Origin of the sequence: Thioclava sp. JE_KL1 (assembly GCF_009296265.1) — a bacterium.
Lineage (GTDB): Bacteria > Pseudomonadota > Alphaproteobacteria > Rhodobacterales > Rhodobacteraceae > Thioclava.
Genome location: NZ_WBJS01000016.1, coordinates 11,874 through 38,845, shown reverse-complemented (window position 1 = coordinate 38,845; position 26,972 = coordinate 11,874). Strand labels below are relative to the sequence as shown.

General features: G+C 62.8%; 21 protein-coding genes, 1 tRNA gene and 1 pseudogene. 17 read left to right on the top strand and 6 right to left on the bottom strand.

Annotation, left to right across the window (positions count from 1 at the left end; genetic code table 11):
- Window positions 1–153: pseudogene (gene tuf, locus F8R15_RS19060) on the top strand (elongation factor Tu); the annotation flags it as partial.
- Between the two features lie 121 nt (window positions 154–274).
- Here tuf and F8R15_RS19055 read toward each other — a convergent pair.
- The gene (locus F8R15_RS19055; RefSeq protein WP_172976268.1) at window positions 275–1,141 is read right to left on the bottom strand and encodes a sulfotransferase; all 867 of its coding nucleotides are present in this window, start codon (window positions 1,139–1,141) and stop codon (window positions 275–277) included.
- 282 nt (window positions 1,142–1,423) lie between these two features.
- Here F8R15_RS19055 and F8R15_RS19050 point away from each other — a divergent pair, with 282 nt between their 5' ends.
- Both F8R15_RS19050 and F8R15_RS19045 read left to right on the top strand, forming a co-directional pair.
- Complete coding sequence (locus F8R15_RS19050; RefSeq protein WP_152845652.1) at window positions 1,424–2,092, top strand: CatB-related O-acetyltransferase; 669 nt, start codon at window positions 1,424–1,426, stop codon at window positions 2,090–2,092.
- A 70-nt stretch (window positions 2,093–2,162) separates the two neighbouring features.
- Window positions 2,163–3,149 carry a zinc transporter ZntB gene (locus tag F8R15_RS19045; RefSeq protein WP_152845651.1) on the top strand — a complete coding sequence of 329 codons (987 nt, stop codon included), beginning with the start codon at window positions 2,163–2,165 and terminating at the stop codon, window positions 3,147–3,149.
- A gap of 10 nt (window positions 3,150–3,159) precedes the next feature.
- On the opposite strand, the gene F8R15_RS19040 is transcribed toward F8R15_RS19045, so the two are convergent.
- Complete coding sequence (locus F8R15_RS19040) at window positions 3,160–3,720, bottom strand: DJ-1/PfpI/YhbO family deglycase/protease (protein ID WP_152845650.1); 561 nt, start codon at window positions 3,718–3,720, stop codon at window positions 3,160–3,162.
- 162 nt (window positions 3,721–3,882) lie between these two features.
- Here F8R15_RS19040 and F8R15_RS19035 point away from each other — a divergent pair.
- The 3 genes from F8R15_RS19035 (at window position 3,883) to F8R15_RS19025 (ending at window position 7,702) form a co-directional block, all read left to right on the top strand.
- Window positions 3,883–3,958 (top strand) — tRNA-Trp (locus F8R15_RS19035).
- Window positions 3,959–4,049: 91 nt separating this feature from the next.
- The gene (locus tag F8R15_RS19030) at window positions 4,050–6,536 is read left to right on the top strand and encodes a glycosyltransferase (RefSeq protein ID WP_172976267.1); all 2,487 of its coding nucleotides are present in this window, start codon (window positions 4,050–4,052) and stop codon (window positions 6,534–6,536) included.
- A complete protein-coding gene (locus F8R15_RS19025; protein ID WP_152845648.1) occupies window positions 6,533–7,702 on the top strand; it encodes a hypothetical protein in 1,170 nt (389 codons plus the stop codon). The genes F8R15_RS19030 and F8R15_RS19025 overlap by 4 nt, the downstream gene beginning before the upstream one ends.
- Here F8R15_RS19025 and F8R15_RS19020 read toward each other — a convergent pair.
- The gene (locus F8R15_RS19020) at window positions 7,668–8,465 is read right to left on the bottom strand and encodes an ABC transporter permease (RefSeq protein WP_172976266.1); all 798 of its coding nucleotides are present in this window, start codon (window positions 8,463–8,465) and stop codon (window positions 7,668–7,670) included. The two genes, F8R15_RS19025 and F8R15_RS19020, sit on opposite strands and share 35 nt — an antisense overlap.
- A 75-nt stretch (window positions 8,466–8,540) precedes the next feature.
- Between F8R15_RS19020 and F8R15_RS19015 the strand changes: the two genes are divergently transcribed.
- The 3 genes from F8R15_RS19015 to F8R15_RS19005 all read left to right on the top strand — a co-directional run bounded on the left by F8R15_RS19015 (window position 8,541) and on the right by F8R15_RS19005 (window position 13,290).
- Entirely contained in the window at window positions 8,541–9,770 is a 1,230-nt protein-coding gene (locus F8R15_RS19015) for a hypothetical protein (RefSeq protein ID WP_152845646.1), read from the top strand.
- Window positions 9,771–9,775: 5 nt separating this feature from the next.
- Complete coding sequence (locus F8R15_RS19010; protein WP_152845645.1) at window positions 9,776–10,429, top strand: ABC transporter ATP-binding protein; 654 nt, start codon at window positions 9,776–9,778, stop codon at window positions 10,427–10,429.
- 134 nt (window positions 10,430–10,563) lie between these two features.
- On the top strand, window positions 10,564–13,290 hold the full coding sequence (locus F8R15_RS19005; protein ID WP_152845644.1) for a DUF4214 domain-containing protein: 2,727 nt from the start codon (window positions 10,564–10,566) through the stop codon (window positions 13,288–13,290).
- Here F8R15_RS19005 and F8R15_RS19000 read toward each other — a convergent pair.
- A complete protein-coding gene (locus F8R15_RS19000) occupies window positions 13,287–14,684 on the bottom strand; it encodes a phosphomannomutase (RefSeq protein WP_152845643.1) in 1,398 nt (465 codons plus the stop codon). The genes F8R15_RS19005 and F8R15_RS19000 overlap by 4 nt on opposite strands.
- A 145-nt stretch (window positions 14,685–14,829) precedes the next feature.
- On the opposite strand from F8R15_RS19000, the gene F8R15_RS18995 reads away from it, so the two are divergent.
- The gene (locus F8R15_RS18995) at window positions 14,830–15,897 is read left to right on the top strand and encodes a DUF2793 domain-containing protein (RefSeq protein ID WP_152845642.1); all 1,068 of its coding nucleotides are present in this window, start codon (window positions 14,830–14,832) and stop codon (window positions 15,895–15,897) included.
- Here the strand turns inward: F8R15_RS18995 and F8R15_RS18990 are convergent.
- Together F8R15_RS18990 and F8R15_RS18985 are read right to left on the bottom strand one after the other, a co-directional pair.
- Window positions 15,872–18,271 (bottom strand): glycosyltransferase, encoded by a 2,400-nt coding sequence (locus F8R15_RS18990; protein ID WP_152845641.1) that lies wholly within the window; start codon window positions 18,269–18,271, stop codon window positions 15,872–15,874. The two genes, F8R15_RS18995 and F8R15_RS18990, sit on opposite strands and share 26 nt — an antisense overlap.
- Window positions 18,272–18,379: 108 nt before the next feature.
- Window positions 18,380–18,874 carry a DUF4405 domain-containing protein gene (locus tag F8R15_RS18985; protein ID WP_152845640.1) on the bottom strand — a complete coding sequence of 165 codons (495 nt, stop codon included), beginning with the start codon at window positions 18,872–18,874 and terminating at the stop codon, window positions 18,380–18,382.
- Window positions 18,875–19,123: 249 nt separating this feature from the next.
- Here F8R15_RS18985 and secE point away from each other — a divergent pair, with 249 nt between their 5' ends.
- The 7 genes from secE (at window position 19,124) to rpoB (ending at window position 26,950) form a co-directional block, all read left to right on the top strand.
- Window positions 19,124–19,309 carry a preprotein translocase subunit SecE gene (secE, locus tag F8R15_RS18980; RefSeq protein WP_075773824.1) on the top strand — a complete coding sequence of 62 codons (186 nt, stop codon included), beginning with the start codon at window positions 19,124–19,126 and terminating at the stop codon, window positions 19,307–19,309.
- A 242-nt stretch (window positions 19,310–19,551) separates the two neighbouring features.
- The gene (gene nusG, locus F8R15_RS18975) at window positions 19,552–20,091 is read left to right on the top strand and encodes a transcription termination/antitermination protein NusG (RefSeq protein WP_075773825.1); all 540 of its coding nucleotides are present in this window, start codon (window positions 19,552–19,554) and stop codon (window positions 20,089–20,091) included.
- A 106-nt stretch (window positions 20,092–20,197) separates the two neighbouring features.
- Window positions 20,198–20,650 carry a 50S ribosomal protein L11 gene (gene rplK / locus F8R15_RS18970; RefSeq protein ID WP_078521322.1) on the top strand — a complete coding sequence of 151 codons (453 nt, stop codon included), beginning with the start codon at window positions 20,198–20,200 and terminating at the stop codon, window positions 20,648–20,650.
- A gap of 3 nt (window positions 20,651–20,653) precedes the next feature.
- Window positions 20,654–21,352, top strand: coding sequence for a 50S ribosomal protein L1 (gene rplA / locus F8R15_RS18965; protein WP_075773827.1), 699 nt, complete (start codon window positions 20,654–20,656; stop codon window positions 21,350–21,352).
- A gap of 259 nt (window positions 21,353–21,611) precedes the next feature.
- Window positions 21,612–22,124 (top strand): 50S ribosomal protein L10, encoded by a 513-nt coding sequence (gene rplJ, locus F8R15_RS18960; RefSeq protein ID WP_368731097.1) that lies wholly within the window; start codon window positions 21,612–21,614, stop codon window positions 22,122–22,124.
- A gap of 66 nt (window positions 22,125–22,190) precedes the next feature.
- Window positions 22,191–22,565 (top strand): 50S ribosomal protein L7/L12, encoded by a 375-nt coding sequence (gene rplL / locus F8R15_RS18955; RefSeq protein WP_078521318.1) that lies wholly within the window; start codon window positions 22,191–22,193, stop codon window positions 22,563–22,565.
- 248 nt (window positions 22,566–22,813) lie between these two features.
- Window positions 22,814–26,950 (top strand): DNA-directed RNA polymerase subunit beta, encoded by a 4,137-nt coding sequence (gene rpoB, locus F8R15_RS18950; protein WP_078521316.1) that lies wholly within the window; start codon window positions 22,814–22,816, stop codon window positions 26,948–26,950.
- The last annotated feature ends 22 nt before the right edge of the window (window positions 26,951–26,972 follow it).

The following is a 26,972-nucleotide window of genomic DNA, read 5'->3' as shown; positions in this document are numbered from 1 at the left end:
CCCGAGGGCACCGAGATGGTCATGCCGGGCGACAACCTGAAGTTCGAAGTTGAACTGATCGCTCCGATCGCGATGGAAGACGGTCTGCGCTTCGCAATCCGCGAAGGTGGCCGCACCGTCGGCGCCGGCGTCGTCTCCAAAATCATCGCTTGATCCTCGGATCATAGCGAATTGCGAAGGGCCGCCCGGTTGGGCGGCCCTTTTGCTTGGTTTTCGAGTTGAGCCTAAAGAATAAATATGAATATTCGTAATATTGGCCTTGGTGTCGGATTGATCACCAGTTGATTTTACCAATTTTCTCGAAGAGTCGCTCATTGGGTTCGCGATAAATCTCTTCAAGGAATTCTCGATCAGATGTTTTTATGGTTTCAGGGTACTCTCCCCTGTTATGCCACGGTAGCTCAGGGGTGTTTTTAAAGCTTTCTATTTCTAGAAAGTTAGTTATATTTTTTAGAACCGCACCTTTTTGTTTTTTCAAATCAGAAAACCCGATGATCAGTATGTTGTCTTCTCCAAATTGTTTCCAAAAAGGTTCTAGCTGCTCTAAATAAAACCCTCGCCGGATGAGAGAAGGCTCTACCGGGGGTGAGGGAAGATTCATCATATCGAGTTCCAGCTCTAATGCGTTGCGGAAGGACGCGGTTTTTCCTTGTGAATTGCGGAGCGCATCTATCCGATTGTTTGCTGGCCTTCCTTTCGCCTTCCATATCCGTTCGAGATAACCGTTCGATAGCATCCGTGCGTACATATTGTAGGCGGAAAAGGCTCTACTTACTGGTTCGCGAAGAAGGCATATCATTTTCATAGAAGGGTAGTAATCGTGTATTTTCGCGGCGACGCCGGGACGCGCAAGATATGCAGGCGTTGCCTCGTAGAATATTCGTCGACGAAGGCTCATGGATCGAAAATTATTTTCGTAATCTTTTTGAGTCGCTCCCAGGTCGATGTCTTGAGAGAAATGTCCGATCTCTTTGATTTCTGATCCTTGCAGCTGCGGGTGTTCGTTCAATAAGTTGAACAAGGTTGTCGTTCCGGCTTTCTGTGCGCCAATGATAAGAAATCCAGGAGATTGCCCGGGGGCGAAGCGATTGCTGATACGAGAAAGCTTTCTTCCAATTTTCGCTGGAAATTTAACAGTCAAAAAGGCACCTCGCGTTGATCGTTCGCTGCCCTGCAGCTTTTTCGAAGCTTTATCGAATGCGAACGGATTTTCAAGGTTTCTCTACTTTGATCCCCATCTATTGAGCTGTGGTTTCGCTCGGGTTTATACGCGAATGCTGCGTCCTATAGGCGATTTGGGCCTCTCCAAGCTTGCACGTCCGCTGATTTCTCTTTAGCTTTGATTGAGCTAATGGAGGCTCCGATGGACAAGACCCTTTTCTGATCCCGTTTCCCTGAAACTCTGATCGAGAGAGGTCTCCCCATGTCTGCTCATCCGCTGCCGCGGCGCTTTCCTGCGCCCGATACCCGCAATCCTGTCCTGCTGCCCGATGGCACCCCGCATGAACCCACCGTGTTCCTGCAGGCGGTGATCGATCATCCAAATATCGAGGTCGGTCGCTATGCCTATTACAGCCCGCTTGCCCCTGTGACGGACGCGGCGGCGGAGCTTGCGCCTTACCTCTATCCCGGCTGTCCCGAGCGGCTGGTGATCGGGGCTTTCGCGCAGATCGCGCATGGGGTGCGCTTCATCACGGCCTCGGCCAATCACCCGATGGGCGGGATCACGACCTATCCGTTCCGGATCTTCGACATGGAGACGGCGGGGAAATATCTCGAGGAGAATGCCGCGATCGGCGACACCGTGATCGGGCCGGATGTCTGGCTCGGCTTCAATGCGATGGTGATGCCCGGTGTGCGTATCGGGGCCGGGGCGATCGTGGCGGCTGGCTCGGTTGTCGCGCAGGATGTGCCGCCCTTTGCCATCGTCGCGGGCAATCCGGCGCGCGTGGTGCGGTCCCGGTTCAGCCCCGATGAGATTGCACGATTGCTCGATCTGGCGTGGTGGGACTGGCCGGTGGAGGCGATCCAGAGGGCGTTGCCCGCGCTGGAGGCGGGGAATGTGGCGGCGCTGGCCGAATACGCGCCTTGAGCGAGAGGCTTGCCGCTGCGCGCAACGACGCTAGGCTCTGGGCAACGCGACGAATTCTCCCGGAGCCCGGATGACCAACAGCCCGATCCTCTTCTCGCATATCCTGACGGGTGCGCCCGATCCCGACGGGCCTGCCGACATCGTCGAGGCGTTGCGGGACGAGCGGCTCGCCTGGGCGCATCTGGATGGGACGCACCCGCAGGCGCAACGCTGGATTCGCGAGGAGCTGGATTACCTCGACCCGCAGGCGGTGGAGGCGTTGCTGGATGTCGATACGCGCCCGCGGATGAGCCAGATCGGCGAGGGGCTTCTGGTGATCCTGCGCGCGATCAACTTCAACGAGGGCGAAGACCCCGAAGATATGGTCTCGCTGCGGATGTATCTCGACCGGCAGCGTATCTTGACGATTTCGCGCAAGCGGGTGCGCGCGATCGAAGGGATGAACGCGGCGATCCGCGACGGCAAAGGGCCCAGCGATGCGGGAACCTTCCTCGTGCGACTGACCGAGGATATCGTCGGCAATATCGGGGTGTTCCAGACCGAGTTGGACGAGCGCGCCGAGGCGTTGGAAGACCAGGTCTATGGCGGGCAGGCCGATCACATGCGTCGCGACGTTCTGGACTTGCGGCTGCAGGTGATCGCGGCACGGCGGTACCTCGCGCCGCAACGCGAGGCGTTGATCCGCCTGACACAGGCGGAGAGCCCGATCATCGACGAGGTCACGCGGCGCGAGATCGAGGAAGAAGCGCTGAAGATGACGCGGATTTCGGAAGATATGGACGAGCTGCGCGATCAGGCGCAGGTGCTTCGCGAAGAACTGTCGAGCCAACTCTCGGACCGGGTCAACCGCAACACCTTCGTGCTGTCGGTCGTCTCCACGATCTTCCTGCCGCTCGGGTTTCTTACCGGCCTGTTCGGGGTCAATCTCGGCGGGATGCCGGGGCTGAACTCCGACAATGCGTTTAATTATCTGGTAATTGTCTGCGTGGTGATCGTCGCCGCGCAGTTGATCGTAATGGGCTTCCTGCGCCTCTATTCGAAGCGCAGGAAGCGGTAGTCTCTCGAGATCAGGCAGCGTCGCGCATGTGGCGGCCTTCCTGAATCTCTTCGATGATCTTGGCGACGAAATCGTCCAGATCGTTCGGGTTGCGCGACGTGACGACGCCGTTGTCGGAAACCACGGATTCGTTCACCCAGTCGCCACCGGCGTTTTCGACATCGGTGCGGACCGAGTGATACGAGGTCATTTTGCGCCCCTTGGCGATGCCGGCCTCGATCAGGAGCCACGGCGCGTGGCAGATCGCGGCGACGACCTTGCCTTGGTCGTAGAAGCTGCGCAGGAGATCCAGCGCGCTTTTTTCGACGCGAAGTAGGTCGGGGTTGATCTGACCGCCGGGGAGTACGATCGCATCGTAGTTGGAGGCGACGACGTCCGAGATCTTGCACTGCACCGAAACGGTCTCGCCCCAGTCGGTCTCGTCCCAGCCGCGAATGTCTTCGCCATCGAGCGAGGCGAGGTCGATTTGCGCGCCAGCCTCGGTCAGCTTGTCGCGCGGAACGGTCAATTCGGCTTGCTCGAAACCGTCGGTAGCCATGATCAGAATGCGGGCTTCGGTAACCTTGGTCATTTGCTTTCCTTTCCTAAGGCGCAGCTTGCGCAGGTTCGGAAGAAAAACGATCTGCACCCGGCATGCGTTCCACTGCGATTTCTTCGGCGGGGAAATGCGAAAGATAGGTGGAAAGGCACTTGATTTCGGTCGCGTGAGACTTTAGCACCCACGCCACGGCCTAGGGGTATAGCTCAGTTGGTAGAGCATCGGTCTCCAAAACCGAGGGTCGTGGGTTCGAGTCCCTCTGCCCCTGCCAGCCGTTTCCTGAAAATTTACGTTCGTTCGCGTAACGTTCCCGATGTGGCGTCCTCTGACGCCGGTTTTGGGCGCTGTCGCGAGGAACCGTCGTGCTTGGCAGAATTTTCCGGGTCTTTCAGCGATATGTGGATGCGAATCTCCGGATTTCGCGAAGGGTGCGGGATCTGGGGCCGCGCGCGGCGGCACGGCGGGTACATTTCACGCGCTACGATTTCCGCGGCAACCGTCTCCGCCTCGAAGGGCGAATCGATGCGCGCGAGGTGATTTTACGCCTGGGGGGCGTGGCGCAGCGCTGCGCGCTCGAGCCTGATGCGTCGGGGCCGGCGAAGTTTGCCTTCGACGTGCCTTTCTGGCCCGGCAAGGTGGAACTGGCCATTCCCGATACGGATGCCGATGGGCAGGGTGAGGAAAGCTGGGTTTTGCCGCCGATCGGCAGGGTTCGCCTCGCATGGGGGCAGCTGCGTCTTGCCCCGGTGTTCCTGTGGCGAATCGCCCGTCATGCCCGCGATATCTGGCGCTGGCGACACCACGGCGACAGTGCCGCGGGGGTTCGCGTGAAATCCGCGCTCGGTTTCGTGGGGCAGTCGCGGGGCGTGACCCTGCCGCCCGACCTGCTCCGCGCCACGGCGCCGACTGAGCCGTCCACGTTCCCCGCGATCGTAATCGTGGTGCCCGTGTTCAATGCGCGGGCGCTGCTGCGCGAGGCGCTCGCCCGCGTCGTGCAGCACACCGATCTCGACTGGCATCTGATTGTGATCGAGGATCGCTCGACCGATCCCGAGATGCGGCCGTTTCTGCGCGATTGGTGTGCTGGCCGGGCCAATGTGACGCTTCTGGAAAATGACGCAAATCTCGGCTTTGTCGCGTCGGTCAATCGCGGGTTCGAGGTGGCGCTCAGGCGCTATCCGGAGCGCCCCGTGGTCTTGCTGAATTCCGATGCCCTCGTGCCTGCAGGCTGGGCGTCGCGGCTTGTGGCTCCGCTTTCCGATCCGCAGGTCGCAAGCGTCACGCCGATGTCGAATGACGCGCAGATATTGTCCGTGCCGACAGCCGGAGCGCGGAGCGATCTGCCGCCCGGTGCCGTCGATCAGATCGACGCCATCGCCGCGCGCATGAACCCGGTGCAGGCGCGCGCCGAGCTGCCGACCGGGATCGGCTTTTGCATGGCGCTCGCGCCGCGCTTTCTTACCAAGCTCCCGCGATTCGACCCGGCGTTCGGGCGCGGCTACGGGGAGGAGACGGATTGGTGTCAGAAGGTAGGACGGCTCGGGGGGCGGCATATCGGGATCGGCTCGCTCTTCGTTGAGCATCGCGGTAGCGCCTCCTTCGGCGCGGCGCAGCGGCGAAAGCTTCTGGAGGCCAATCAGGCGAAGATCGAGAGGCGCTATCCAAGCTATCCGCGCGCCGTCGATCGTTTCCTTGCCAGCGATCCGCTCGCGGCCCCGCGTTTCGCGCTCGCCCTGGCCCGAGCGAGCGCGCTGCAAGCCGAGCCGATCAAGATCTGGCTCGGACATTCCCTCGGCGGCGGTGCGGAGATGTGGTTGCGCAAAGAGGTCGCCTCGGAGCTTCGCGCCGGGCGGCGGGGCATCGTTCTTCGCGTCGGCGGTGCCGCGCGCTGGTCTATCGAGCTTCACGACCCGCTCGGCCTGAGCACGATCGAGACACCGAATCGTGCGGTGGTCCTATCGTTGCTGAAGCTTCTTCCGGATCGCCACGTCATCTATTCCTGCGGCGTCGGACATCCGGACCCACTTGAGGTTCCTGCGCTGCTGACGGACCTATCCGCGGGGCAGCAGCTCGATATCCTGTTTCATGACTACTTGCCCCTAAACGAAGCCTACACACTCCTGCGTGCGCCAAACAGCTTGCGCGAGATCCCCGAGTACATCGGCCCTCGGGCCAAGTCTCGAAAGCCGTCTCAGCGCTCTTCAACCGACGATCTGTCGGATTGGGAAAGCGCGTGGGGCGCGGCACTGACCAGCGCAACGCGATTGCAGGTTTTCTCCCGCAGCTCCGCAGAGATTGTGGCCTCGGCCCGCCCCGACGTTGCGCAGAAGCTCGACTGCAAACCGCATCATGTGGCCCGGCCTGCTGTTCTCATCCGTCCGCCTCCGGGACACCAGGAGGGGTCCCGCAACGCGGGCTCTGTTCTTGGCGTGCTTGGTCATATCAGCGTCCACAAAGGCGCAGCGGTTGTCGAGGCCTTGGGGGAGGCCTTCGCTGCGGACGGCCGCGCGCGTCTGGTCCTGTTGGGAAATCTCGATCCGCGGTTTCATTTGAGCGCGCCGAACCACGTGCACGGCCCGTTTGAGCCCCTAGATTTACAGATTCTGATCGCGCGCTACGGAATTGACCGATGGCTGATCCCATCGCTCTGGCCGGAGACCTTTTCCTTCACCACGCATGAGGCGCTCGCCACCGGCCTTCCCGTGTATTGTTTCGACCTCGGCGCTCAAGCTGAAGCGGTCAGAGCGGCAGGCGCACAGGGGGGCGTCTTGCCGGTGCCACGGTGGCCATCGGATATAGACATCGATCGTCTCCTCGGGGCGCCCGCTATGCAGAGGTGGGTGGCATGACGTTCGAAGACAGTCATGCGATCTTCCATATAGGCGCCCCGAAAGGCGGCAGTTCGGCTCTTCAAGCAGCATGGAGCGCGGAACCGGACCGGCCGTCGCGCGCCGGTTTGCGTGTGCGCTATATCGGCGCGGTGGGGGTGGGCGGCAAACTCATGCCGTTGCGTGGCTGGGCCGTGCGCCGCGCTGCCGCGTTGTCTCCCTATGGCTATGTCTCGATGCCCGATCCCGGCCGGGAGGTCGCGGCGAAATCTCTCGGCGATTTCGTCTTGCGCGAGATCGCACGCGCGCGGCGGCGCGGCTATATCCCGTTCTTCTCGAATGAGGGCTGGATTCGTCGGCCCGATTTCTTCACGCGGCTACTTTCTGACTTCGGCCATCCGCCCGTGGCCGTGCTGGCCTTTCTGCGTCCGCCCCTAACGTGGATGAACGCGGCGTTCTGGCAATGGGGTGTCTGGAGCCGGCCCCGCTTCGACGATTGGCTTTCGTCCCGCCGTGTCCCGTTCAGCTTTGGCGGAGATCTCGCAGCCTGGGCGCGCATTCCCAACGTAAGACTGCAAGTCGCGCCAGCAAAGCAGGATGTGGTCACCTTCGCCGACGCTTTGCTGGGAACGCCGGGCAACGCAATCGGACCATGCCACAGCACGGGCAGCGCAGCACAGTTTGGTTTTTTGCTGCGCAATCGCCGTTTTCGGCCGGATAGTCATCGCGCGGAGATCGAGTTCGTATTGCAACGGCAAATGGCGAACGGCCCCATGTTGCGCCGCGCGTGGGCGATCGCGCCACGTCACGTCGAGACACTGCAGCGGCTTGCACAGAGCCATCGTCGAGAGCTCGAGCGCGTCTTACCCGCCGTACAAGCAGAGCAAATATTCGACGACCCGCTCTGGACGGCGCCATATCCGTATCATCCTGAAATCGAGCGCGGCCCGGCGCCGCTCGATGATCTCGATGAATTGCGCGCGTTCGCGGGAGGGCTTCTTTCAAAGCCGTTGTCCGAGGGGGCCGAGCTCGGTGCACTCGACGCGTCTATAGCGGAGCGGCTCGGTGTCCTTCTGCGCGAGGACCGTTCTCATCGGTGGCGGACCGCGCTCCTTGGCGCGCCGCGAGATCAAACACCGCGGCCCGGATCGTTCACCTTGCGAGGAGATCCCGGTAGCTCGTCCTGAGGGCCAAAAGGCCAAGGGCCAAGGCCACGAGCGACACGCAGATTACGTAGAACGCAGAGAGATAGTCGGGCTGATAGGTCGGGAAAAAGCCGCGCCGAAGATAGCCGATCACATGGACCAGGGGATTAAACCAAAGGGTATCCGCGGCCCAGCGCGGCAACTGGTCGGTGAGAAAAAAGACTCCGGAAATCAGGAACATCGGTCGCATCAGGATCGACCATATCTGCTGCCAGACCGGTGCGCGTAGAAAGAGGTAACAGTTCAGGGTGCCGATCCCGAAGGACAGCAGTACGGCGAGCCCCGCTGCTTCGAAGATACGCAGCGGATCCGGGCTCGCGCGGGTGTCGAAAATCAGGAGGCACCCGTGAAGGACGAGGTAAGTAACAACAAGTTTCGTCACGGCATTCAGAGCGAGCCGTGCGATGAGCGCATCGACAAAGCTTACAGTGGGATAAGCGAGGAGCGCGCGGGAGTAGGTGAGTGCATTGGCGACCTTCGACTGAACGTCTGAAAACAGCATGAAAGGCAGTAACCCCGTCGCGTAGAAAAGGGCGAAGCTGGCCCCGAGCGGCGGGGCGTGAAAGGTCAGCGAAAAGAACAGCGTCAACAATGCGACGCCGCCGATCGGCTCGAGCAACGCCCAAAGATACCCCCCCGGGGAGCGACCGTAGCTTGCCGACATCTCGCGCAGAATGAGCGCGCCGATGGCGCGGAGCGCCGGGAAGGACCGGGCAGGGATGCGCGCCGCGCGGGAGGAGAACATTTCGAGCCTCATTTACCGGTTTTCAATTCGGATCGTGTTCACTGGATCCTGACGCGACCGATAGTGGAGCCAATTGTGAAACACGCGGTTAACGAGCCTGCGCAGGCCACGCCCGTCCTCGCAAAGGGGGCTGGGTTGCGCGAAGTGCCAGTACCGCTCCGGCCGATGCCGAGCGCATACGCGCCCCCCGCACGCAAGGCGCGCTGGCGGCGGCGGCACCAGACTGTGGCGTTAAGCTTCCTGGCGCTGGTGATCGCGCCGGTTCTGGTGGCGGCCTATTATCTTTACGCGCAGGCGGCGGATCAGTTCGTTTCACGCGTCGGCTTCACGGTGCAGCGGGAGGAAATGGCGCCGGCGCTCGATCTTTTCGGCGGTCTGTCCAGTCTGTCGGGCGCGTCTTCGAGCGACACCGACATTCTCTATGAATTCATTCAAAGTCCGAGCCTTGTTTCGCAGATCGACGACGCGCTCGATCTGAGGGCCATCTGGTCGCGCGACCGATCCGATCCGGTCTTCGGGCTTCCTGGCGACGCCACTCTCGAGGAGCTTGTCGCCTATTGGAACCGCATGGTTCATGTGTGGCACGGGGCGGGCGCGGGACTTCTCGACATCGAGGTGCGCGCTTTCGATCCCGTCGCGGCACAGCGGATCGCGCAGACCTTGATGGCACAAAGCTCTGCGATGATTAACCGGCTCAGCAACGCGGCGCGCGAGGATGCGATTCGCCATGCGTGCGGAGAGTTGCGGCGCGCCGAGGCGCGTCTGACGACGGCGCGAACGGCGCTCACCACTTTCCGCAATCGCCACCAACTGATCAGTCCGGAGATGGATTTGCAGAGTCAGGCGGGGGTGCTGGGGTCGCTGCTCGAACAGCAAGCGCAGGTGATGATCGAGAGTGATCTGCTGCGCGGCACGGTGCGCAGCGGGACGGACCCGCGGTTGAAACAGGCGGAGCGGCGGCTTGCGGTGATCGAGGACAGAATCGGGGCAGAGCGACGCAAGCTCGGGATCGATGGCGGCTCCCAGGAAGAGGCTTTTGCGAGCATCGTGGGCGAATACGAGCGGCTTATGGCGGAGCGCGAATTCGCAGAGCGTGCTTATGCGGCGACCCGCGCAAGCTATGACGCTGCGGAGGCCGAGGCGCGCCGGAAAAGCCGCTTTCTCGCGACCTTCATGGCGCCGACCCTTGCCGAAAGTGCCGAATATCCCCGGCGGGAGACGCTTCTGGCGCTGATCGCGGGTAGCCTCGTTTTGCTTTGGGCGATTGGCATCCTGGTAGGCTACGCGATCCGGGACCGTCGGTAACGGCGATGATCCGGCTGCAAAATCTCAGCAAGAGTTTCCGCGTTCCCGGTGGCGAGAAGGTCGTGGCGCGCGATATCTGCACGAGCTTTCCAAGCGGGCGATCCGTCGCGTTGCTGGGAAGAAACGGGGCTGGAAAGTCGACGCTGCTGCAGATGATCGCAGGCACCGCGCGGCCCGATCGGGGGCGGGTGATCACGCGGGGCAGCGTGTCGTTCCCGGTGGGCTTCGCAGGGTCGTTTCACAATGATCTGACGGGCGCGCAGAATTGCCGCTTCATTGCGCGTATCTACGGTGTGGACACCGATGAGATGGTGGCTTTCGTAGAGGCGATCGCCGAGCTTGGGGCGCATTTCCGGATGCCGCTCCGCAGCTATTCTTCCGGGATGCGCGCGCGATTGGCGTTTGCGGCGTCGATGGCGATCAGCTTCGACACCTATCTCGTCGACGAGATTACGGCGGTCGGCGATGCCGCGTTTCGCGAGAAGAGCGCAGCCCTGTTTCGCGACCGGCTGAAAGATGCCGGGGCGGTTGTGGTCAGCCACTCGATGAACCAGTTGCGCGAGATTTGCGATTGCGGCGCGGTGCTGGAGCGTGGGCGGCTTGAGTTTTTCGACGATCTCAACGCCGCGATTGCCTGCCACGAACGCAACATGCTTTGAGCTGGGCGCTGTGAGCCGTCGCATTCTATTAAAATATTGAGAGAAAGCCCTTTTCGGGCCGCTTTTCCTCCGCGCTCCGTGCCCAGCCACGCCTCACATTTGAGACAGTGTGAACATGGAAAGCGGAGGTGACTATGCCTCAATTGGTGCCGGTCGCGACTGTTACGAATGGCGCGGATAATTTCTTGACGTCGATCACCGACCTGCTTCTCGTGCGGGGTGAGGCGGGGCCGACGCTCTATTCGATTTCGAATGCGCCGGGCGGTATCTCGCAGATCCCGCTGACTGCGCGGCTGAATTCGAGCGATTTGGCTTATCTTAGCGAGAGTGCGGGGCTGGATGCAGCCGGGACGCTGACCGAGATTTCGATCGACGGCAGCCCGGCCTTGATGGTGACTGGAGTGGCTTCGGGTGCGTTTCAAGCGGTCTGGCTGAACCAGAATGACGGCGGAATCAGCGATGTGTTCACGCTGCCGGGCGCGGTTGCGCCGGGTGCGGTGCTTGCGATCGCGCCGCTGCAACTCGACGCGCAGAGCTTTTTCGTCGGGGCCCTGTCGCATGGCAGCGGGCTGCATGTCTGGCAGATGGGGGCCGGAGGCCGGATCACCGAGATCGCGCAGGGCATCGCGGGCGAGGTCTGGTCAGAGAATGACGTCCATGCGCTCGCCACGGTCGAGATTGAGGGCGCGCAGTACGTCCTTGCGGCTTCGGTGACGGATAATTCGCTGACTACGCTCGCGCTCGATACGCAGGGACAGCTGCAAATCGCCAGTCAGATCGATGCGCGCGACGGCCTCTTCATCAACGCACCGAATTCGATCGAGACGATCCAGGTGGGCGGACAGGCCTACGCGCTTTTGGGGGCCGCGGGAACAAGCTCGATCTCTGTCGTGGCGCTTGGTCCGGGCGGGCGGATGGAGGTCACCGATCAGATCAATGACGATCTGGGCACGCGGTTCGACGGCATGACGACGCTCGAAACCGTGACGATGGGCGATCAGGTCTATGTGCTGGCCGGAGGCGCCGATGACGGCGTCAGCCTGCTTACGCTGCTGCCCGGCGGCAAACTGGTCCAGATCGGGACGCTGGCGGACGGGCTAGAGACCGCGCTTTCTGATCCGGCTGCGGCGGCGATGATCGCCGATGCGACCGGGCTCGATATTTTCGTGGCGGGCGACGTGCCCGCGAGCGTGAGCGATCAGGGTATGGGGATCAGCCATATCAAGGTGGAGTTGGGCCCTGCCGGTCTGGCGCTAAAGCTTGGCGATGGTGGCGATAGCGTAGACGGAGGCGTCGAGAACGATCAGATTTCCGGTGGCGCTGGCGATGACCAAATCCGTGGCGGGGCGGGGGCGGACATTCTGCAAGACGGCGCTGGCGCGGATTCCCTCTGGGGCGGCGAGGGGCAGGATGTGTTCGTGCTCGACGCGGACGGGCGCACCGATTTCATCATGGATTACGAGCCCGGCATCGATCGGCTCGACCTCTCGAGCATGGCGTGGTTCTACACCAAGGAGGCTTTGGACATCGCCCCGACCGCGACGGGGGCGGATATCCGGATCGGCGATGAGCGGGTGATCGTGAATACCGCGGACGGCTCAAGCCTGAGCGCCGCGGATTTCGAAACCTCGGACCTGCGCGATCTGTGGCATACCGCGATCAACCCGCTCGAGGTCGGCGATATCCACAAGGAAGGTACCGCGCAGGGCGACCTGATCGACGGGCGCGGCGGCGATGATCTGCTCGTCGGCAATGACGGGTCGGATATCCTGCAAGGCATGGCGGGGGACGATCTGCTCAATGGCGGGCAGATTGATCGCAGCTACGATCCGTTCGCCGCACAGGTGTTCCGGGTCTATCAGGCGACGCTGGATCGGGCGCCGGATGAGAACGGTCTGCACTATTGGACAGACCTTCTATCGAGCGGCGCGGTCGAACTGCAGGAGGTTGCGGATCGGTTCATCAACTCGCCGGAATTCCAGTCGAACTACGCGGAGACGAGCGACTCGGAGTTCCTGACGCTGCTTTACCAGAACGTGCTGGATCGTGACCCCGATGACGGGGGGCTGACCTATTGGCTCGACCAGCTGGATCAGGGGGTAAAAAGTCGGGAGGAGATTGTTTTGGGATTTTCGGAAAGCCCGGAATTTCGGGATTCTACAGAGATCGACACGCTCATGCTGAGCCATGCCAGCGCGCAGACGGATTTTACCGATGACGTGTTTCGTCTGTATCAGGCGACGCTGGGGCGCGAGCCGAACCTTGGCGGGATGATGTATTGGAGCGAGATGCAGGCGGACGGGATGGAGTTCCTCGACGTCGTCTCCGGCTTCGTAAATTCGCCCGAATTCACGTCGACCTATGGCAATCTCGACGATGCGGGTTTCGTCTCGCTTCTCTATCAGAACGTCTTGGGGCGCGCGCCGGATAGCGAGGGGCTGACATGGTGGGTCGATCAGCTCGACAGCGGAGGCTACACCCGCGAGAAAGTGGTCGCCTCATTTGCGCAAAGCCCAGAGATGATAACCCAGACGTCGCAGCCGCAGATCGATTGGTTCCGCTCTTTCGGCTTCGAGGATCAGCTGGATGGCGGCGAGGGGTACAATCTGCTGCAGGGCGGTGCGATGGCGGATCAGTTCGTTTTCCGCGCGGATGAGGACGGGCACCATGTCATTATCGACATCGAACCCTGGGATCGGCTGAGTTTCGATGGCTTCAACTACAGCTCTGCCACCGAAGCCCGCAGCCATATGGTCGAGGCGGGCTCCGGCGTGACCTTCACCGATCAGGGCGTCACGGTCGAGTTCATCGATGCCGATCTCGGCCTGTTCACCGACGGTATGTTCGACGTCTCGGGCTAGGTGAGTTCGGTTCGCAGCGCCGCAAGGTAGCGCGCCACGAGGGTCTGCGCGCGCTCCGATGTTGCGGCTTCGGCATAGCAACGGCATTCGGGGGCGTTGCCCGAGGGGCGTAGATGGACGATCTCTCCCGAGGGGAAGGTCAGGCGCAGCCCATCGGTGCGGTCGATCTGTTCGGCCGGGGCGAAATCGCTGAAGAATTCTGCCCGGGCGGTTGGGTCGTCGGCAAGGTGGTCGATGAAGGCGCGCGAGCGGTCCGTCGGGACTTCGGCGACCCGGTCGGCCGCCGTGAAACGGGCGGGAAGCTGGGCGACAAGGCCGCTGAGGGCGGTGCCGACCTGTTTCGCCGCGACGAGCGAAGCGATGATCGGCAGCAGGCAATCGCGCGTCGCGAGCGGCGCAATCGGCCCCGCAGGGCCCGTCGCGGTGAAACCCAGGAGGAAGCCGCCATTGGGCTCATACCCCACGATCTTCGCGGAGGGATCGGCATCGCGCGCCGCCTCCATCGCGGCGATCACGAAGGGCGAGCCGATCTTCGTGCGATGGATCCTGTCGAAATCGGGCATCGCATCGACCATCGTATTGGCGGAGACCGGCGTGCAGAGGATTTTCGTCCCGAGCAGCCGCGCGGTCAGCGCGCCCAGCACGTCGCCGGGGATCAGCGTGCCGGTCTCGTCGCTCAGCATCGGGCGATCGGCATCGCCATCGGTCGAAATCACCGCATCGAGCTGGTGTTCGGCGCACCATCCTTGCAGGGTTTTGCGGGTATCGGGATCGACCGCCTCGGTGTCGACGGGGATGAAAACGTCAGAACGTGCGAGCGGCACAGCCGTCGCGCCCATCGCCTCCACCGCGGTGACGAGGATGTCGCGCGCGACCGAACTGTGCTGATAGACGCCGATGCGCAGGCCATCGAGGGCCTCCACCCCGAACCCGTCGACATAGCGCGCGATGTAGCGTGCCGCGCTGTCCGTCCCCGGGATTTCGGGTCCCGGTTTTTCGGCTGCGGGATGGTCCTGACCGAGCCGGTCGAGGATCGCGGCCTCGTCCGCCTTCGCGATCTCGCCATGCGGGACATAGAATTTCAGCCCGTTGCGATCGGCGGGAATGTGGCTGCCGGTGACCATGATCGCCGAATTTCCCGCCCCCATCGAGGCAAGCGCCAGAGCGGGCGTGGGAAGCGCGCCTTCGCGAATGGCGGTGAGGCCAGCGGCGCGGATCGCGGCGATGACGGTCTCGGCGATTGCGGGGGAGGAGGGGCGCAGGTCCCAGCCGACATGAACGGCTTTGCCCTGCGGGCAGGCCGAAATGAAAGCGCGGGTGTAATCGGTGACCAGCGCGTCGGTCAGTTCGGTGACGAGGCCGCGCAGGCCGCTGGTGCCAAATTTCGGTGCCATATGTCCTCGAATGCTGCGCCGTTGAAATTGGGCCGAACCTAGGGGGAGGGAGGCGGACAGGCAAGCACCGTGCGCCGCTCTCAAACACGGTTAACGCCGGGTTCCTATCGTCGGCCTCCATCGCAACCCAGCGCAGGAACTCCCGATGTCCGATCAGACCGCCAATCTCGCGCTGCCGCTTATCCTTGGCAGCCAGGCCCAGAAACACGTCACCCATAACGAGGCGCTGCAGCGGCTCGATGCGCTCGTGCAGCTTGCGGTGATTTCGCGCAGCGTGACCGAGGCGCCGATTGGCCCGCCGGAGGGGGCGCGGTATCTGCTGCCGACCGGGGCGCTGGGCGCATGGGCGGGGCAGGACGGGGCGCTTGCGATCTTTGCCGCCGGGGCGTGGCAATTCGTGAGTCCGCGCGAGGGCTGGCGCGCTTTCGTGCTGGATGAGGCGATGGAACTGGTCTTCGCCGCAGGCGCTTGGGACGTGCCGCCGTTGCCGGAGTTGAGCCAGCTCGACGGGGTCGGGATCATGACCGGCTATGACACGGTGAACCGGCTTTCCGTCGCGGCGGAGGCCACGCTTCTGAGCCATGCCGGGGCGGGCCATCAGCTCAAGCTGAACAAGGCGGCGGCGGGCGAGACGGCAAGCCTTCTGTTCCAGTCGAACTGGTCGGGCCGGGCCGAGATGGGGCTGGCGGGCAGCGACGATTTCGCGATCAAGGCGAGCGCGGACGGCGCGACGTGGTTCGAGGGGCTGCGCATCGACGCGGCCACCGGGCGCGCGGCGATGCCACAAGGCGCGGTGATCGACGGGGCGCTGACGGGCAGCGGTGTCGTCGGCACGGTCGCGCAGGTTGGTGGCGTGTCGACGGGCGCCGTGATCGAGCAGGGCAGCACCGCCTCGGGCGATTACATCCGCTTTGCCGATGGCACACAGATTTGCACGGCGCAGGTGAGCCTTGCTTACGTCGCGGATTGGGCGCTCAAGCAGGATTGGGCCTATCCGGCGCAATTCGCGCAGGCGCCCTCTCTGAGTGTCGCGCTCGATGCGGACAGCCTCGCGGCGGGCAGCGCCATCGGCGCGGGCGCGATTTCTTTCGCGGGGGTCGAGGGCGTCACAAGCTCGGGCGCGCGCGCCGTGGTCTACGCCGCGAATGGCGCGAGTTTCCTTAGCGGTGAAAGCTGCGATCTGAGCGTCACCGCGATCGGGCGCTGGGTGTGACGCTTACTCGGCGGGGCGGGCGAGCGGTTTGCGCGCCCTGTCGAGCCGGGTGAAAATCTCGGACAGGCGGGCACTGTAACGCGCGGCAATCGGATCGGCAGCGAAGTGGCGGCGCACGAAGGCTTCGGCCTGCGCCGCCTTTTTTCTTGCGCGCCTCCGGGCCGCTGCGCGCCGCGCGGAACTGGGCGACCGCGGCGGCGTGATCCGGCTCGCCCCAGTGCATTCCAGGCTCGACATAGAGATAGTCCTGCGGCGCGACCTCGACCTCGGACGCGGGCACGAGCCACGCAGTGTCCTCGTTGCAGAATTCCAGATTTCCGGAATAGCCCGTGCACAGGACCGGCACGCCAAGCGCCATCGCCTCGAGCATGCCGAACCCCCAGCCCTCGGAGCGATGCAGTGAAACGTATAGGTCTGCGCCATCCATCAGCTCCAGCACCCCGGCGTGATCGAGCGTCTCGTCGAGCAAAGCGATGCGCGGGTCGGCTGCGACGAGCCGGTCGATTTCGGCCCAAAGCGTGGCCTGCGCCGCGTCGCAGACATGGCCGCGATTTTGCGTCTTGATCAGCAGGCGCGCCTCCGCGTCCTCGGCGAAGGCTTCGCGGAAGGCGTGGATCGTGCCGAGAGGGTTCTTCCGTTGCACGAAGGAAAAGCTGTCGAAACTGGCGAGGCAGACGAAGCTTTCCCCGGGCCAATCGTTGCGTTGGCGCAGGGCGCTGCGCGCGTGGGCGCGGTCGATGGTGGGCGGTTCGGGATAACACATCCCGACATTCACCACCGGCGTGTCGGTCGCTTTGCGGTAAATCTCGGCGCAGTATTCCGAGGGCACCCAGACCTCGTCGACAAGGTCGAGCGCGAGGTGGTGACAGGCCGGGGCGCGGTCCAACTCCCAATGCATATAGGCGATGTTGTAGGCGCCGGAGTAGCAGTCGGCGTCGAAGGTGTAGGCCGGGGGGACGGCGTCGCCATTCAGGTGCAGCAGGTTGATGCGCGCGGGGCGGGGCGCACCGGTCTTGGCCCCGTCTTGCGCGGGCGTCGGATTGTCACGCGCGCTTTCCACCGCGTTGAGCGTGACGTTGCAGCGGGACAAAATGTCATGCGACAGCCGCGTCGATTGACCCAACCCGGAGGCTTTCGCAAAGGGGCCGTGGATTTGAACGTCGACGGGGGCGCCCTCGGGGACGGGGCGCATGGCGGCGGCTATCCGATGGCCGTCGGGCGTGCGCAGGAAGGACATGCTGTCGAGGTCGAAACCTTTCTCGCGCAGCGCCGCAGCGTAGCGCGCGCGGGTGATCGGCGGGCCGGGATGCAGTTGCGAGCAGACATCCGAGAGGCGGCCACCTTCGAGCAGCGTCTTCGTTTCGCTGCGAGGCAGGAACAGCAGGATCTCGGGCCGCTCGACCGCGAGGATCATCGCGAGCACATGCAGTATCCGGCGGTGGCGCTCGGTCTTCGGCGAGAATTGCGCGAGCGGCGGGGTCGCCTCGCGCAGGGCCAGAAGCCCGCGGGTCATCGGCCAGGGGCTGGAGCCTTTCGTCTCTGCCAGCGTCTCGATCAGGCTGTCGGGGAGAAGGCAATCGCCGAGCCCAAGCGACGGGGCGTCGCGGAGCGCCCATGCGGTCGCGGCGTCCGGGTCGCCGGCCTTACCGAAGAGTTCCATCGCGCGGCTCGGTCCGCCGGGGCGGGGCTGCGTGTTGAGCCAGTCGATCGCGGCGCGGCTCAGCGGGATTTGCTGTGACGGATGCTGCGCGGCGTAGCTGTCGAGATACCAGCGCAGGATGTCCGACACCGCCGCGTCGCTGCCATCGAGGGGGACTTGCTCTGCCACGCCAGCCCGGTGGCGTGCGTAATCGATGTAGGAAAAGAGGGGCGCGGGCAGGTCTTCGCCATGCGCGGACCGCGCCGCGAAGAGCGGTTGCTGCGCGGTCAGATCGCGCGTGTCCGTCTGTGCGGTGGACGCGGCGCGCAGCGTGATGATCGGGCCATGCATATAGCGATGCAGGGCGTCTTTCTCTTTCGGAAGCGGCGTCGCGTCGGGGTCGAAGCACAGCGTGGCGATTGGGCCGCTGCCGGGGATGTGGAGGCTGATCTCGCCGCCCGCGGCCTCTTGCAGGGCCGCCGACAGCGGCAAGGCGAAGCCGTGATTGCCCGTGCCGATGCCAGCCTGTGCAAGGTCGGCGCGAAACATCGCCGCGCGCCCCGAGAGGAGCCGCCCGGCACTGCAGTGGATTTCAATGTCGAGCGGAGTGCCGTCGCCTTTTTTCGCGATCCAGCCGATCACCCTCCCGTTCTCGATCCGCTCCAGCGCGCCGCGATAGCCGCGCAGGCGATGGAGCAGTGAGATGGCTGACGGCGGCGGAACGAAAGTCGACATGCAATTCCTTGAGGAAAAACAACCCTTGGTAGAGTCACCCTAGTCGATTGCGTGACAGTCGCAACCGTCTTGCGCCGCCCGAGATGCCCCGCACGGCGCGACGGGCCGTTATTGCGGCTGCCCCATCAGTTGCTGGGCAAGCGTCGCGGCGGAGCTTTCGCGGGCCGCGGCGATCTCGGTCAGGCTTTGCGTCACATCGGCGTCCAGCTTGGCGGCGGCGTCGGTGCCCGACAGGCCGAGCACGGGTGCGGCCTCCGACAAAGGCGCGTCGAACAGCGCCTGCGCGATCGCGAATTGCGGAGGGCCACCGCGCGCGCCGCTTTGAGAGCTCGTCGCGGCTGGAAGGACGAAGGCCAGCGCCGCCACGACCGAAAGCGCGAGCGCCAGCCCCATCGGCGCGCGTTTGAAGTAGGTGGTCATCGGCCGCCAATTCTTCCAGATATGCAGCACGAACGGCAGGATGAGGACCATCGATAGCCATTCATGCATGCCGTGGAACCATGCGCTGCCCCAATGGAAGAACAAGGCGATTCCTGAAATCAAAGAGATGAGGAAAAGGCCGGTGATGAACGGCGTGGCGTAGCGGTTGAGGATGGCGGGCATCGATGGCTCCTGTCGAATCGCGGCTGTGCTGACCGCGCGGGGTGTCGGATGTTAAGTTGCACGTGCATCGATGGATTTTCCGTTATCAAAGCCGGCTTGCAGTGGGCGCATGGCGCCTGCGCGCGCGCAGAGCGCTGCAACAGCCTTGAAATCCGCGAGGGGAGCAAGTATCTGGCGGCAGTTGCGCCGAAAGCGGCGCGGTATTTTCGGCTCAAGGGCGCCGCATTGGGCGCGTAAGGAACGACGACGATGGCAAACCCTCTCCAGTTTCTCCAGCAGGTGCGCTCGGAAGCGGGCAAAGTGGCTTGGCCGAGCCGCCGCGAAGTTCTGCTGACGACCGGCATGGTGCTGGCGATGGCTGCGCTGACGGCAATCTTCTTCTCGCTCGTGGACTGGGTCATCCGTCTCGGCGTGACGCAGGTGATCGGGAGCTGATAGGCCCCCGGCGCTCTCCGCCAGACCTCATTCGCAGTTGCGGCAAGGAAGTGATCGCGCTCCGGCCTTACGCTCTTGAAATCACAGGGCTCCGGCGGTAAAGGGGCGGGACTTTCCCAGAGGCGGCGTGCATCGATTCGCGTGGTGCGCGCTGTTTTTTATTCTGGGAGACACGGGTAATCCCGTGAAATAACAGGAATTTTCGGCGCTCCGGCGTCGTCGGCAAGGGGCAAAGAATCGGCATGGCGAAGCGTTGGTATTCGGTAAGCGTTCTCTCGAACTTCGAGAAGAAAGTGGCCGAGCAAATCCGTCAGGCCGTGATCGATCAAGGCCTGGAAGACCAGATCGAAGAAGTTCTGGTGCCGACCGAGGAAGTGATCGAGGTGCGTCGCGGCAAGAAAGTGACCTCCGAGCGTCGCTTCATGCCGGGCTACGTGCTGGTGCGGATGGAGATGACCGACAAGGGTTATCACCTGATCAACTCGACGAACCGGGTCACCGGTTTCCTCGGGCCGCAGGGTCGGCCGATGCCGATGGGCGATGCGGAAGTGAACCGCATCCTCAGCCGTGTCGACGAATCGGGTGAGCAGGCCGCGCCGCGCAGCCTCATCACCTTCGAGGTCGGCGAGAACGTGAATGTGACCGACGGGCCCTTCGAGGGCTTCTCGGGCATGGTCGAGGAAGTGGACGAGGCGGCGAGCCGTCTGAAAGTCACCGTCTCGATCTTCGGCCGGCCGACGCCGGTCGAGCTGGAATACACGCAGGTGCAGAAAACCGCCTGAGTGTGAGCCGTGGGAGGCGAGGGGCCCTGCGCGACAGGGATGCCCGGACCGAACCACTAAACTTCGCGACCCCCTAGGGGCGTGACAGTGACAAGGAGAGGGCCACATGGCCAAGAAAGTTGTTGGGCAGCTCAAGCTGCAAATTCCGGCAGGCGGCGCAAACCCGTCCCCGCCGGTCGGTCCGGCGCTGGGTCAGCGCGGGATCAACATCATGGAATTCTGCAAGGCGTTCAACGCCAAGACGCAGGAAATGGACAAGCAGGCGAAGATCCCGACGATCATCACCTACTACGCCGACAAGTCGTTCACCTTCGAGATCAAGCAGCCCACGGCTAGCTTCATGATCAAGCAGGCAGCCGGCCTCAAGCCGGTCGGCAAGCGTAACCGTCCGAAGGGTTCGGAAGCTCCGGGCCGCGTCGTCGCCGCGACCATCACCGCCGCTCAGGTACGTGAGATCGCCGAAGCGAAGATGAAGGACCTGAACGCCAACGACATCGAAGGCGCGATGAACATCATCCTCGGCTCCGCGAAGTCGATCGGTATCGAGGTGAAAGGCTAAGTCATGGCAAAGCTCGGTAAACGCACCAAAGCCGCCCGCGAAGCCTTCGCCGGCAAGTCCAACGTCTCCGTCGAGGAAGCCGTTTCGCTGATCAAGTCGAACGCGAACGCGAAATTCGACGAGACCCTCGAAATCGCAATGAACCTCGGTGTCGACCCCCGTCACGCCGACCAGATGGTTCGTGGCGTCGTCGCTCTGCCGAACGGCACCGGCAAGACCGTCCGCGTGGCTGTCTTCGCTCGTGGCGCGAAAGCGGACGAAGCCAAGGAAGCCGGGGCCGATATCGTCGGCGCCGAGGACCTGATGGAAACCATTCAGGGCGGCACGATCGAATTCGATCGCTGCATCGCGACCCCGGACATGATGCCGATCGTCGGCCGTCTGGGTAAGGTCCTGGGCCCGCGCAACCTGATGCCGAACCCGAAAGTCGGCACCGTGACGATGGACGTGAAAGCGGCTGTCGAAGCGGCGAAAGGTGGCCAGGTTCAGTTCAAGGTCGAGAAGGCCGGCGTCATTCATGGCGGCATCGGCAAGGTCTCCTTCTCCGAGGAGCAGCTGGCCGAAAACATCCGCGCCTTCGTGGATGCCGTGACCAAAGCCAAGCCCGCCGGCGCGAAAGGCACCTACATGAAGAAGGTGTCCCTGAGCTCGACGATGGGCCCGGGCGTCGCCGTCGACATCACGTCGGCGACCGGCAACTAAGAGAATTCCACCGGGGGAAACCTCGGTGGGTGGTAGGGCGGCGGCCTGACGCCTCCGCCCTGACCTGTCCGAGACGGAGGGTGCCTGATCCCGCAAAGGTGACGGCTTAATTTCCTTCCTGAGATGGGGATCGAGACCAATTCCGGGTTTGGGCCTTCGGGCCGATCTCGGGCGATCTGGCCTCGGGCCCTTCGGACCCGACCCCGGGAAACCGGGACAATGAGAGCCGGGGGGAAACCCCCATACTTGGAGTGTAACTGTGGATAGAGCCCAAAAAGAGAAAGTGGTCGAGGAACTCGGCCAGATCTTCGCAAGCTCTGGCGTCGTAGTGGTTGCTCACTACGAAGGCATGACGGTTGCTAACATGCAGGACCTCCGCGCACGCATGCGTGAAGCGGGTGGTTCGGTTCGTGTTGCCAAGAACAAGCTCGCCAAGATCGCCCTTGAAGGTCAGCCCTGCGAAAGCATCGCTGAATACCTGACGGGCATGACCGTGCTTTCCTATTCTGAGGATCCTGTCGCTGCGGCGAAAGTGGTCGTCAAATATGCCAAAGAGAACGAGAAACTCTCGATCCTCGGCGGCGCAATGGGAGTCTCGGCACTCGACATCGCTGGTGTCAAAGCTGTCGCTGACATGCCGTCGCGTGAAGAGCTCATCGCTCAGATCGTGTCGCAGATCGGCGCACCCGCTTCGAACATCGCCGGTGCCGTTGGCGCGCCTGCTTCGAACATCGCGAGCATCCTTTCGACCATCGAGGAAAAGGCTGCGTAAGCAATCGACTTGTCCCGTAGCGGCTTGAAACCGCGACGTTGGAAACCCAAATCTAGGAACTGAAAAATGGCTGATCTGAAAAAACTCGCCGAAGAAATCGTGGGTCTGACCCTCCTGGAAGCCCAGGAACTGAAAACCATCCTGAAAGACGAATACGGCATCGAGCCCGCCGCTGGTGGCGCTGTCATGATGGCCGGTCCGGCTGCTGGTGGCGAAGAAGCTGCTGAAGAGAAAGACGAATTTGACGTCGTTCTCGTCGAAGCTGGCGCTCAGAAGATCAACGTGATCAAAGAAGTCCGCGGCATCACCGGCCTGGGCCTGAAAGAAGCCAAAGAGCTCGTTGAAGCTGGCGGCAAGGTCAAGGAAGGCGCTGCGAAAGCGGAAGCCGAAGAGATCAAGAAAAAGCTCGAAGACGCTGGCGCGAAAATCGAGCTCAAGTAAGCGAGCCGGATGCGACTGCATCCGATCTGAAAAAAGGGCTGGGTCCGGGGTTTTCCCGGGCCCAGCCGAACCTGTCTCGGAGAGGGCTTTGCCCGTTTGAAGCTTTCTCCAAGGCGGTGTTCGCGGTTCGGGAGCCTTTCGGTGGGACGAAAGGCAGGTATGGAACCGCCCCCCCTTCATTCGCCTTGCGGCGTGCAATGGGCCCCGACATTGCATGTGCCGCGAAGAGACGAAAGGTCACGCAGAGCATGGCTCAAGCTTACGTTGGTCAGAAACGCATCCGTCGCTATTACGGCAAAATCCACGAAGTCCTCGAAATGCCGAACCTCATCGAGGTTCAGAAATCCTCCTACGATCTGTTCCTGCGCTCCGGCGAAGTCGATCAGCCCACCGATGGCGAGGGTATCCAGGGCGTTTTCCAGTCGGTCTTCCCGATCAAGGATTTCAACGACAATGCCATCCTGGAGTTCGTGAAATACGAGCTCGAAAAACCGAAATACGATGTCGACGAGTGCCAGGCTCGCGACATGACCTATTCGGCGCCGCTTAAGGTGACCCTGCGCCTCATCGTGTTCGATGTGGACGAGGAAACCGGCGCGCGTTCGGTCAAGGACATCAAGGAACAAGACGTGTTCATGGGGGATATGCCCCTCATGACCAAGAACGGTACGTTCATCGTGAACGGCACCGAGCGGGTCATCGTGAGCCAGATGCACCGCTCGCCGGGCGTGTTCTTCGACCATGACCGCGGCAAGACCCACTCCTCGGGCAAGCTGCTCTTCGCCTGCCGCATCATTCCCTATCGCGGCTCGTGGCTGGACTTCGAATTTGACGCCAAGGACCTCGTCTTCGCGCGTATCGACCGTCGTCGGAAACTGCCGGTGACCACGCTGCTCTATGCGCTGGGTCTCGATCAGGAAGGCATCATGGATGCCTATTACGACACCGTCACTTACACCGCGAAGGGCAAGTCGGGCTGGGTCACCAAGTTCTTCCCTGACCGCGTGCGCGGCACCCGTCCGACCTTCGACCTCGTCGATGCGGCGTCGGGCGAAGTGATCCTGAAAGCGGGCGAGAAAGCGACCCCGCGCATGGTCAAGAAATGGCGTGACGACAACTCGGTCCCCGAGCTGCTCGTGCCGTTCGACCACATCATGGGCCGCTTCTGCGCCAAGGATATCGTCAACGACGAAACCGGCTTCATCTACATCGAAGCGGGCGACGAGCTGACGGCGGAATACGACAAGAACGGCGAGCTCTCGGGCGGTTCGATCAAGACCCTGATCGACAACGGCATCACCGAGATCCCGGTGCTCGACATCGATAACGTCAATGTCGGTCCCTACATCCGCAACACCATGGCGTCGGACAAGAACATGAACCGCGAAACCGCGCTCATGGATATCTACCGCGTCATGCGCCCGGGCGAGCCGCCGACCGTCGAGGCCGCGGACACCCTGTTCAACAGCCTGTTCTTCGACTCCGAGCGCTACGACCTTTCGGCCGTGGGCCGCGTGAAGATGAACATGCGTCTCGACCTCGATGCGCCGGACACCCAGCGCACGCTGCGCAAAGAGGACATCATCGCCTGCATCAAGGGCCTGGTGGAACTGCGCGACGGCAAAGGCGAGATCGACGACATCGACCACCTCGGCAACCGTCGTGTGCGTTCGGTCGGCGAACTGATGGAAAACCAGTATCGCGTCGGCCTGCTGCGCATGGAGCGCGCCATCAAGGAGCGTATGTCCTCGGTCGAGATCGACACGGTCATGCCGCAGGATCTGATCAACGCGAAACCGGCCGCGGCTGCGGTGCGTGAATTCTTCGGCTCCTCGCAGCTGTCGCAGTTCATGGACCAAACCAACCCGCTGTCGGAAGTCACGCACAAGCGTCGTCTCTCGGCGCTCGGCCCGGGCGGTCTGACCCGTGAGCGTGCCGGCTTCGAAGTTCGCGACGTTCACCCGACCCACTACGGTCGGATGTGTCCGATTGAGACGCCGGAAGGTCAGAACATCGGTCTGATCAACTCGCTGGCCACCTTCGCCCGCGTGAACAAGTACGGCTTCATCGAAACCCCGTATCGCAAGGTCAACGACGGCCAGGTCACCGATGAGGTGGTCTACATGTCGGCGACCGAGGAAATGCGTCACACCGTGGCGCAGGCGAACGCGACGCTCGATGAGAACGGCAAGTTCATCAACGATCTCGTCTCGACCCGCCAGTCCGGCGAATACGCGCTCAACCCGCCGGAAACGGTGGACCTGATCGACGTGTCGCCGAAGCAGCTGGTCTCGGTCGGTGCGGCGCTCATTCCGTTCCTCGAAAACGACGACGCGAACCGCGCTCTGATGGGTGCGAACATGCAACGTCAGGCCGTGCCGCTGCTGCGCTCGGAATCGCCCTATGTCGGTACCGGCATGGAAGCGACCGTCGCACGCGACTCCGGCGCTGCGATCATGGCGAACCGCGGCGGCATCATCGACCAGGTCGATGCGCAGCGTATCGTTATCCGCGTGACCGACGATCTCGAAGCGGGCGACGTGGGCGTGGACATCTATCGTCTGCGCAAGTTCAAGCGCTCGAACCAGTCCTCGACCATCAACCAGCGTCCGATCGTGAAAGTGGGCGACCGGGTGGTGAAGGGGCAGATCGTCGCTGACGGTCCGTCGACCGACATGGGCGAACTGGCTATCGGCCGTAACGTGGTCGTCGCCTTCATGCCGTGGAACGGCTACAACTACGAAGACTCGATCCTGATCTCCGAGCGGATCCACCGCGACGACGTGTTCACCTCGATCCATATCGACGAATACGAAGTGGCGGCCCGCGACACCAAGCTCGGCCCGGAAGAGATCACCCGTGACATCCCGAATGTCGGCGAGGAAGCCCTGCGCAACCTCGACGAAGCCGGGATCGTCTATATCGGCGCCGAAGTGGGGCCGGGTGACATCCTCGTCGGTAAGATCACGCCGAAGGGCGAAAGCCCGATGACGCCGGAAGAGAAACTCCTCCGCGCCATCTTCGGCGAGAAGGCATCGGACGTGCGCGACACCTCGCTGCGTCTGCCGCCGGGGGCTTACGGTACGATCGTGGAAGTCCGCGTCTTCAACCGTCACGGCGTCGACAAGGACGAGCGTGCGCTGCAGATCGAGCGTGAGGAAGTCGAGCGTCTGGCCCGTGACCGGGACGACGAGCTCGCCATTCTCGAGCGCAACATCTACGCGCGTCTCAAGACCCTGATCACCGGCAAGACCGCCGTGAAGGGGCCGAAAGGCGTCAAGGCTGGCTCGACCATCGACGAAGAACTGCTGGGCACCCTGTCGAAGGGCCAGTGGTGGCAGCTCGCGCTCGAAGACGAGGGCGACGCCAAGGAAGTCGAAGCCCTCAACGACCAGTTCGAGGCGCAGAAGCGCGCGCTCGACCTGCGGTTCGAGGACAAGGTCGAGAAGGTCCGTCAGGGCGACGATCTGCCTCCGGGCGTGATGAAAATGGTCAAAGTCTTCGTGGCTGTGAAGCGCAAGCTTCAGGCTGGCGACAAGATGGCTGGCCGTCACGGCAACAAGGGCGTTGTGTCGAAAGTCGTTCCGATGGAAGACATGCCGTTCCTCGCCGATGGCACCCCTGTCGATCTCGTGCTGAACCCGCTGGGCGTGCCGTCGCGCATGAACGTCGGTCAGATCCTCGAGACGCACATGGGCTGGGCTTCGCGCGGTCTGGGCAACCAGATCGACGAGGCGCTGAAAGCCTATCGTCGTAACGGCGACCTGACCCCGGTTCGTGAGGCGATGAAGATCGGCTATGGCGACGAGACCTACGGCGAGATCATCGAAGGTATGGATGACGAGGCGTTCATCGAGAGCGCCGAAGCCGTCCGCACCGGCGTTCCGATCGCGACCCCGGTCTTCGACGGTGCCAAAGAGGCCGACATCAACGACGCGCTCAAGCGTGCGGGCTTCAACGAATCCGGTCAGTCGATCGTGTTCGATGGCCGCACCGGCGAGCAGTTCGCGCGGCAGGTCACGGTGGGTGTCAAGTACTTCTTGAAGCTTCACCACCTCGTCGATGACAAGATGCACGCCCGTTCGACCGGTCCGTACTCGCTCGTCACGCAGCAGCCGCTGGGTGGTAAGGCGCAGTTCGGTGGTCAGCGTCTCGGGGAGATGGAGGTCTGGGCTCTGGAAGCTTACGGCGCCGCCTACACCCTGCAGGAGATGCTGACGGTGAAGTCGGATGACGTGGCAGGCCGGACGAAGGTCTACGAGTCGATCGTCAAGGGCGAGGACAACTTCGAAGCCGGCGTGCCGGAATCGTTCAACGTTCTCGTCAAAGAGGTCCGGGGCCTCGGCCTCAACATGGAACTCCTGGACGCGGAGGATGACGAGTGAGGGCTTCGGCCCTCCTCTAAGC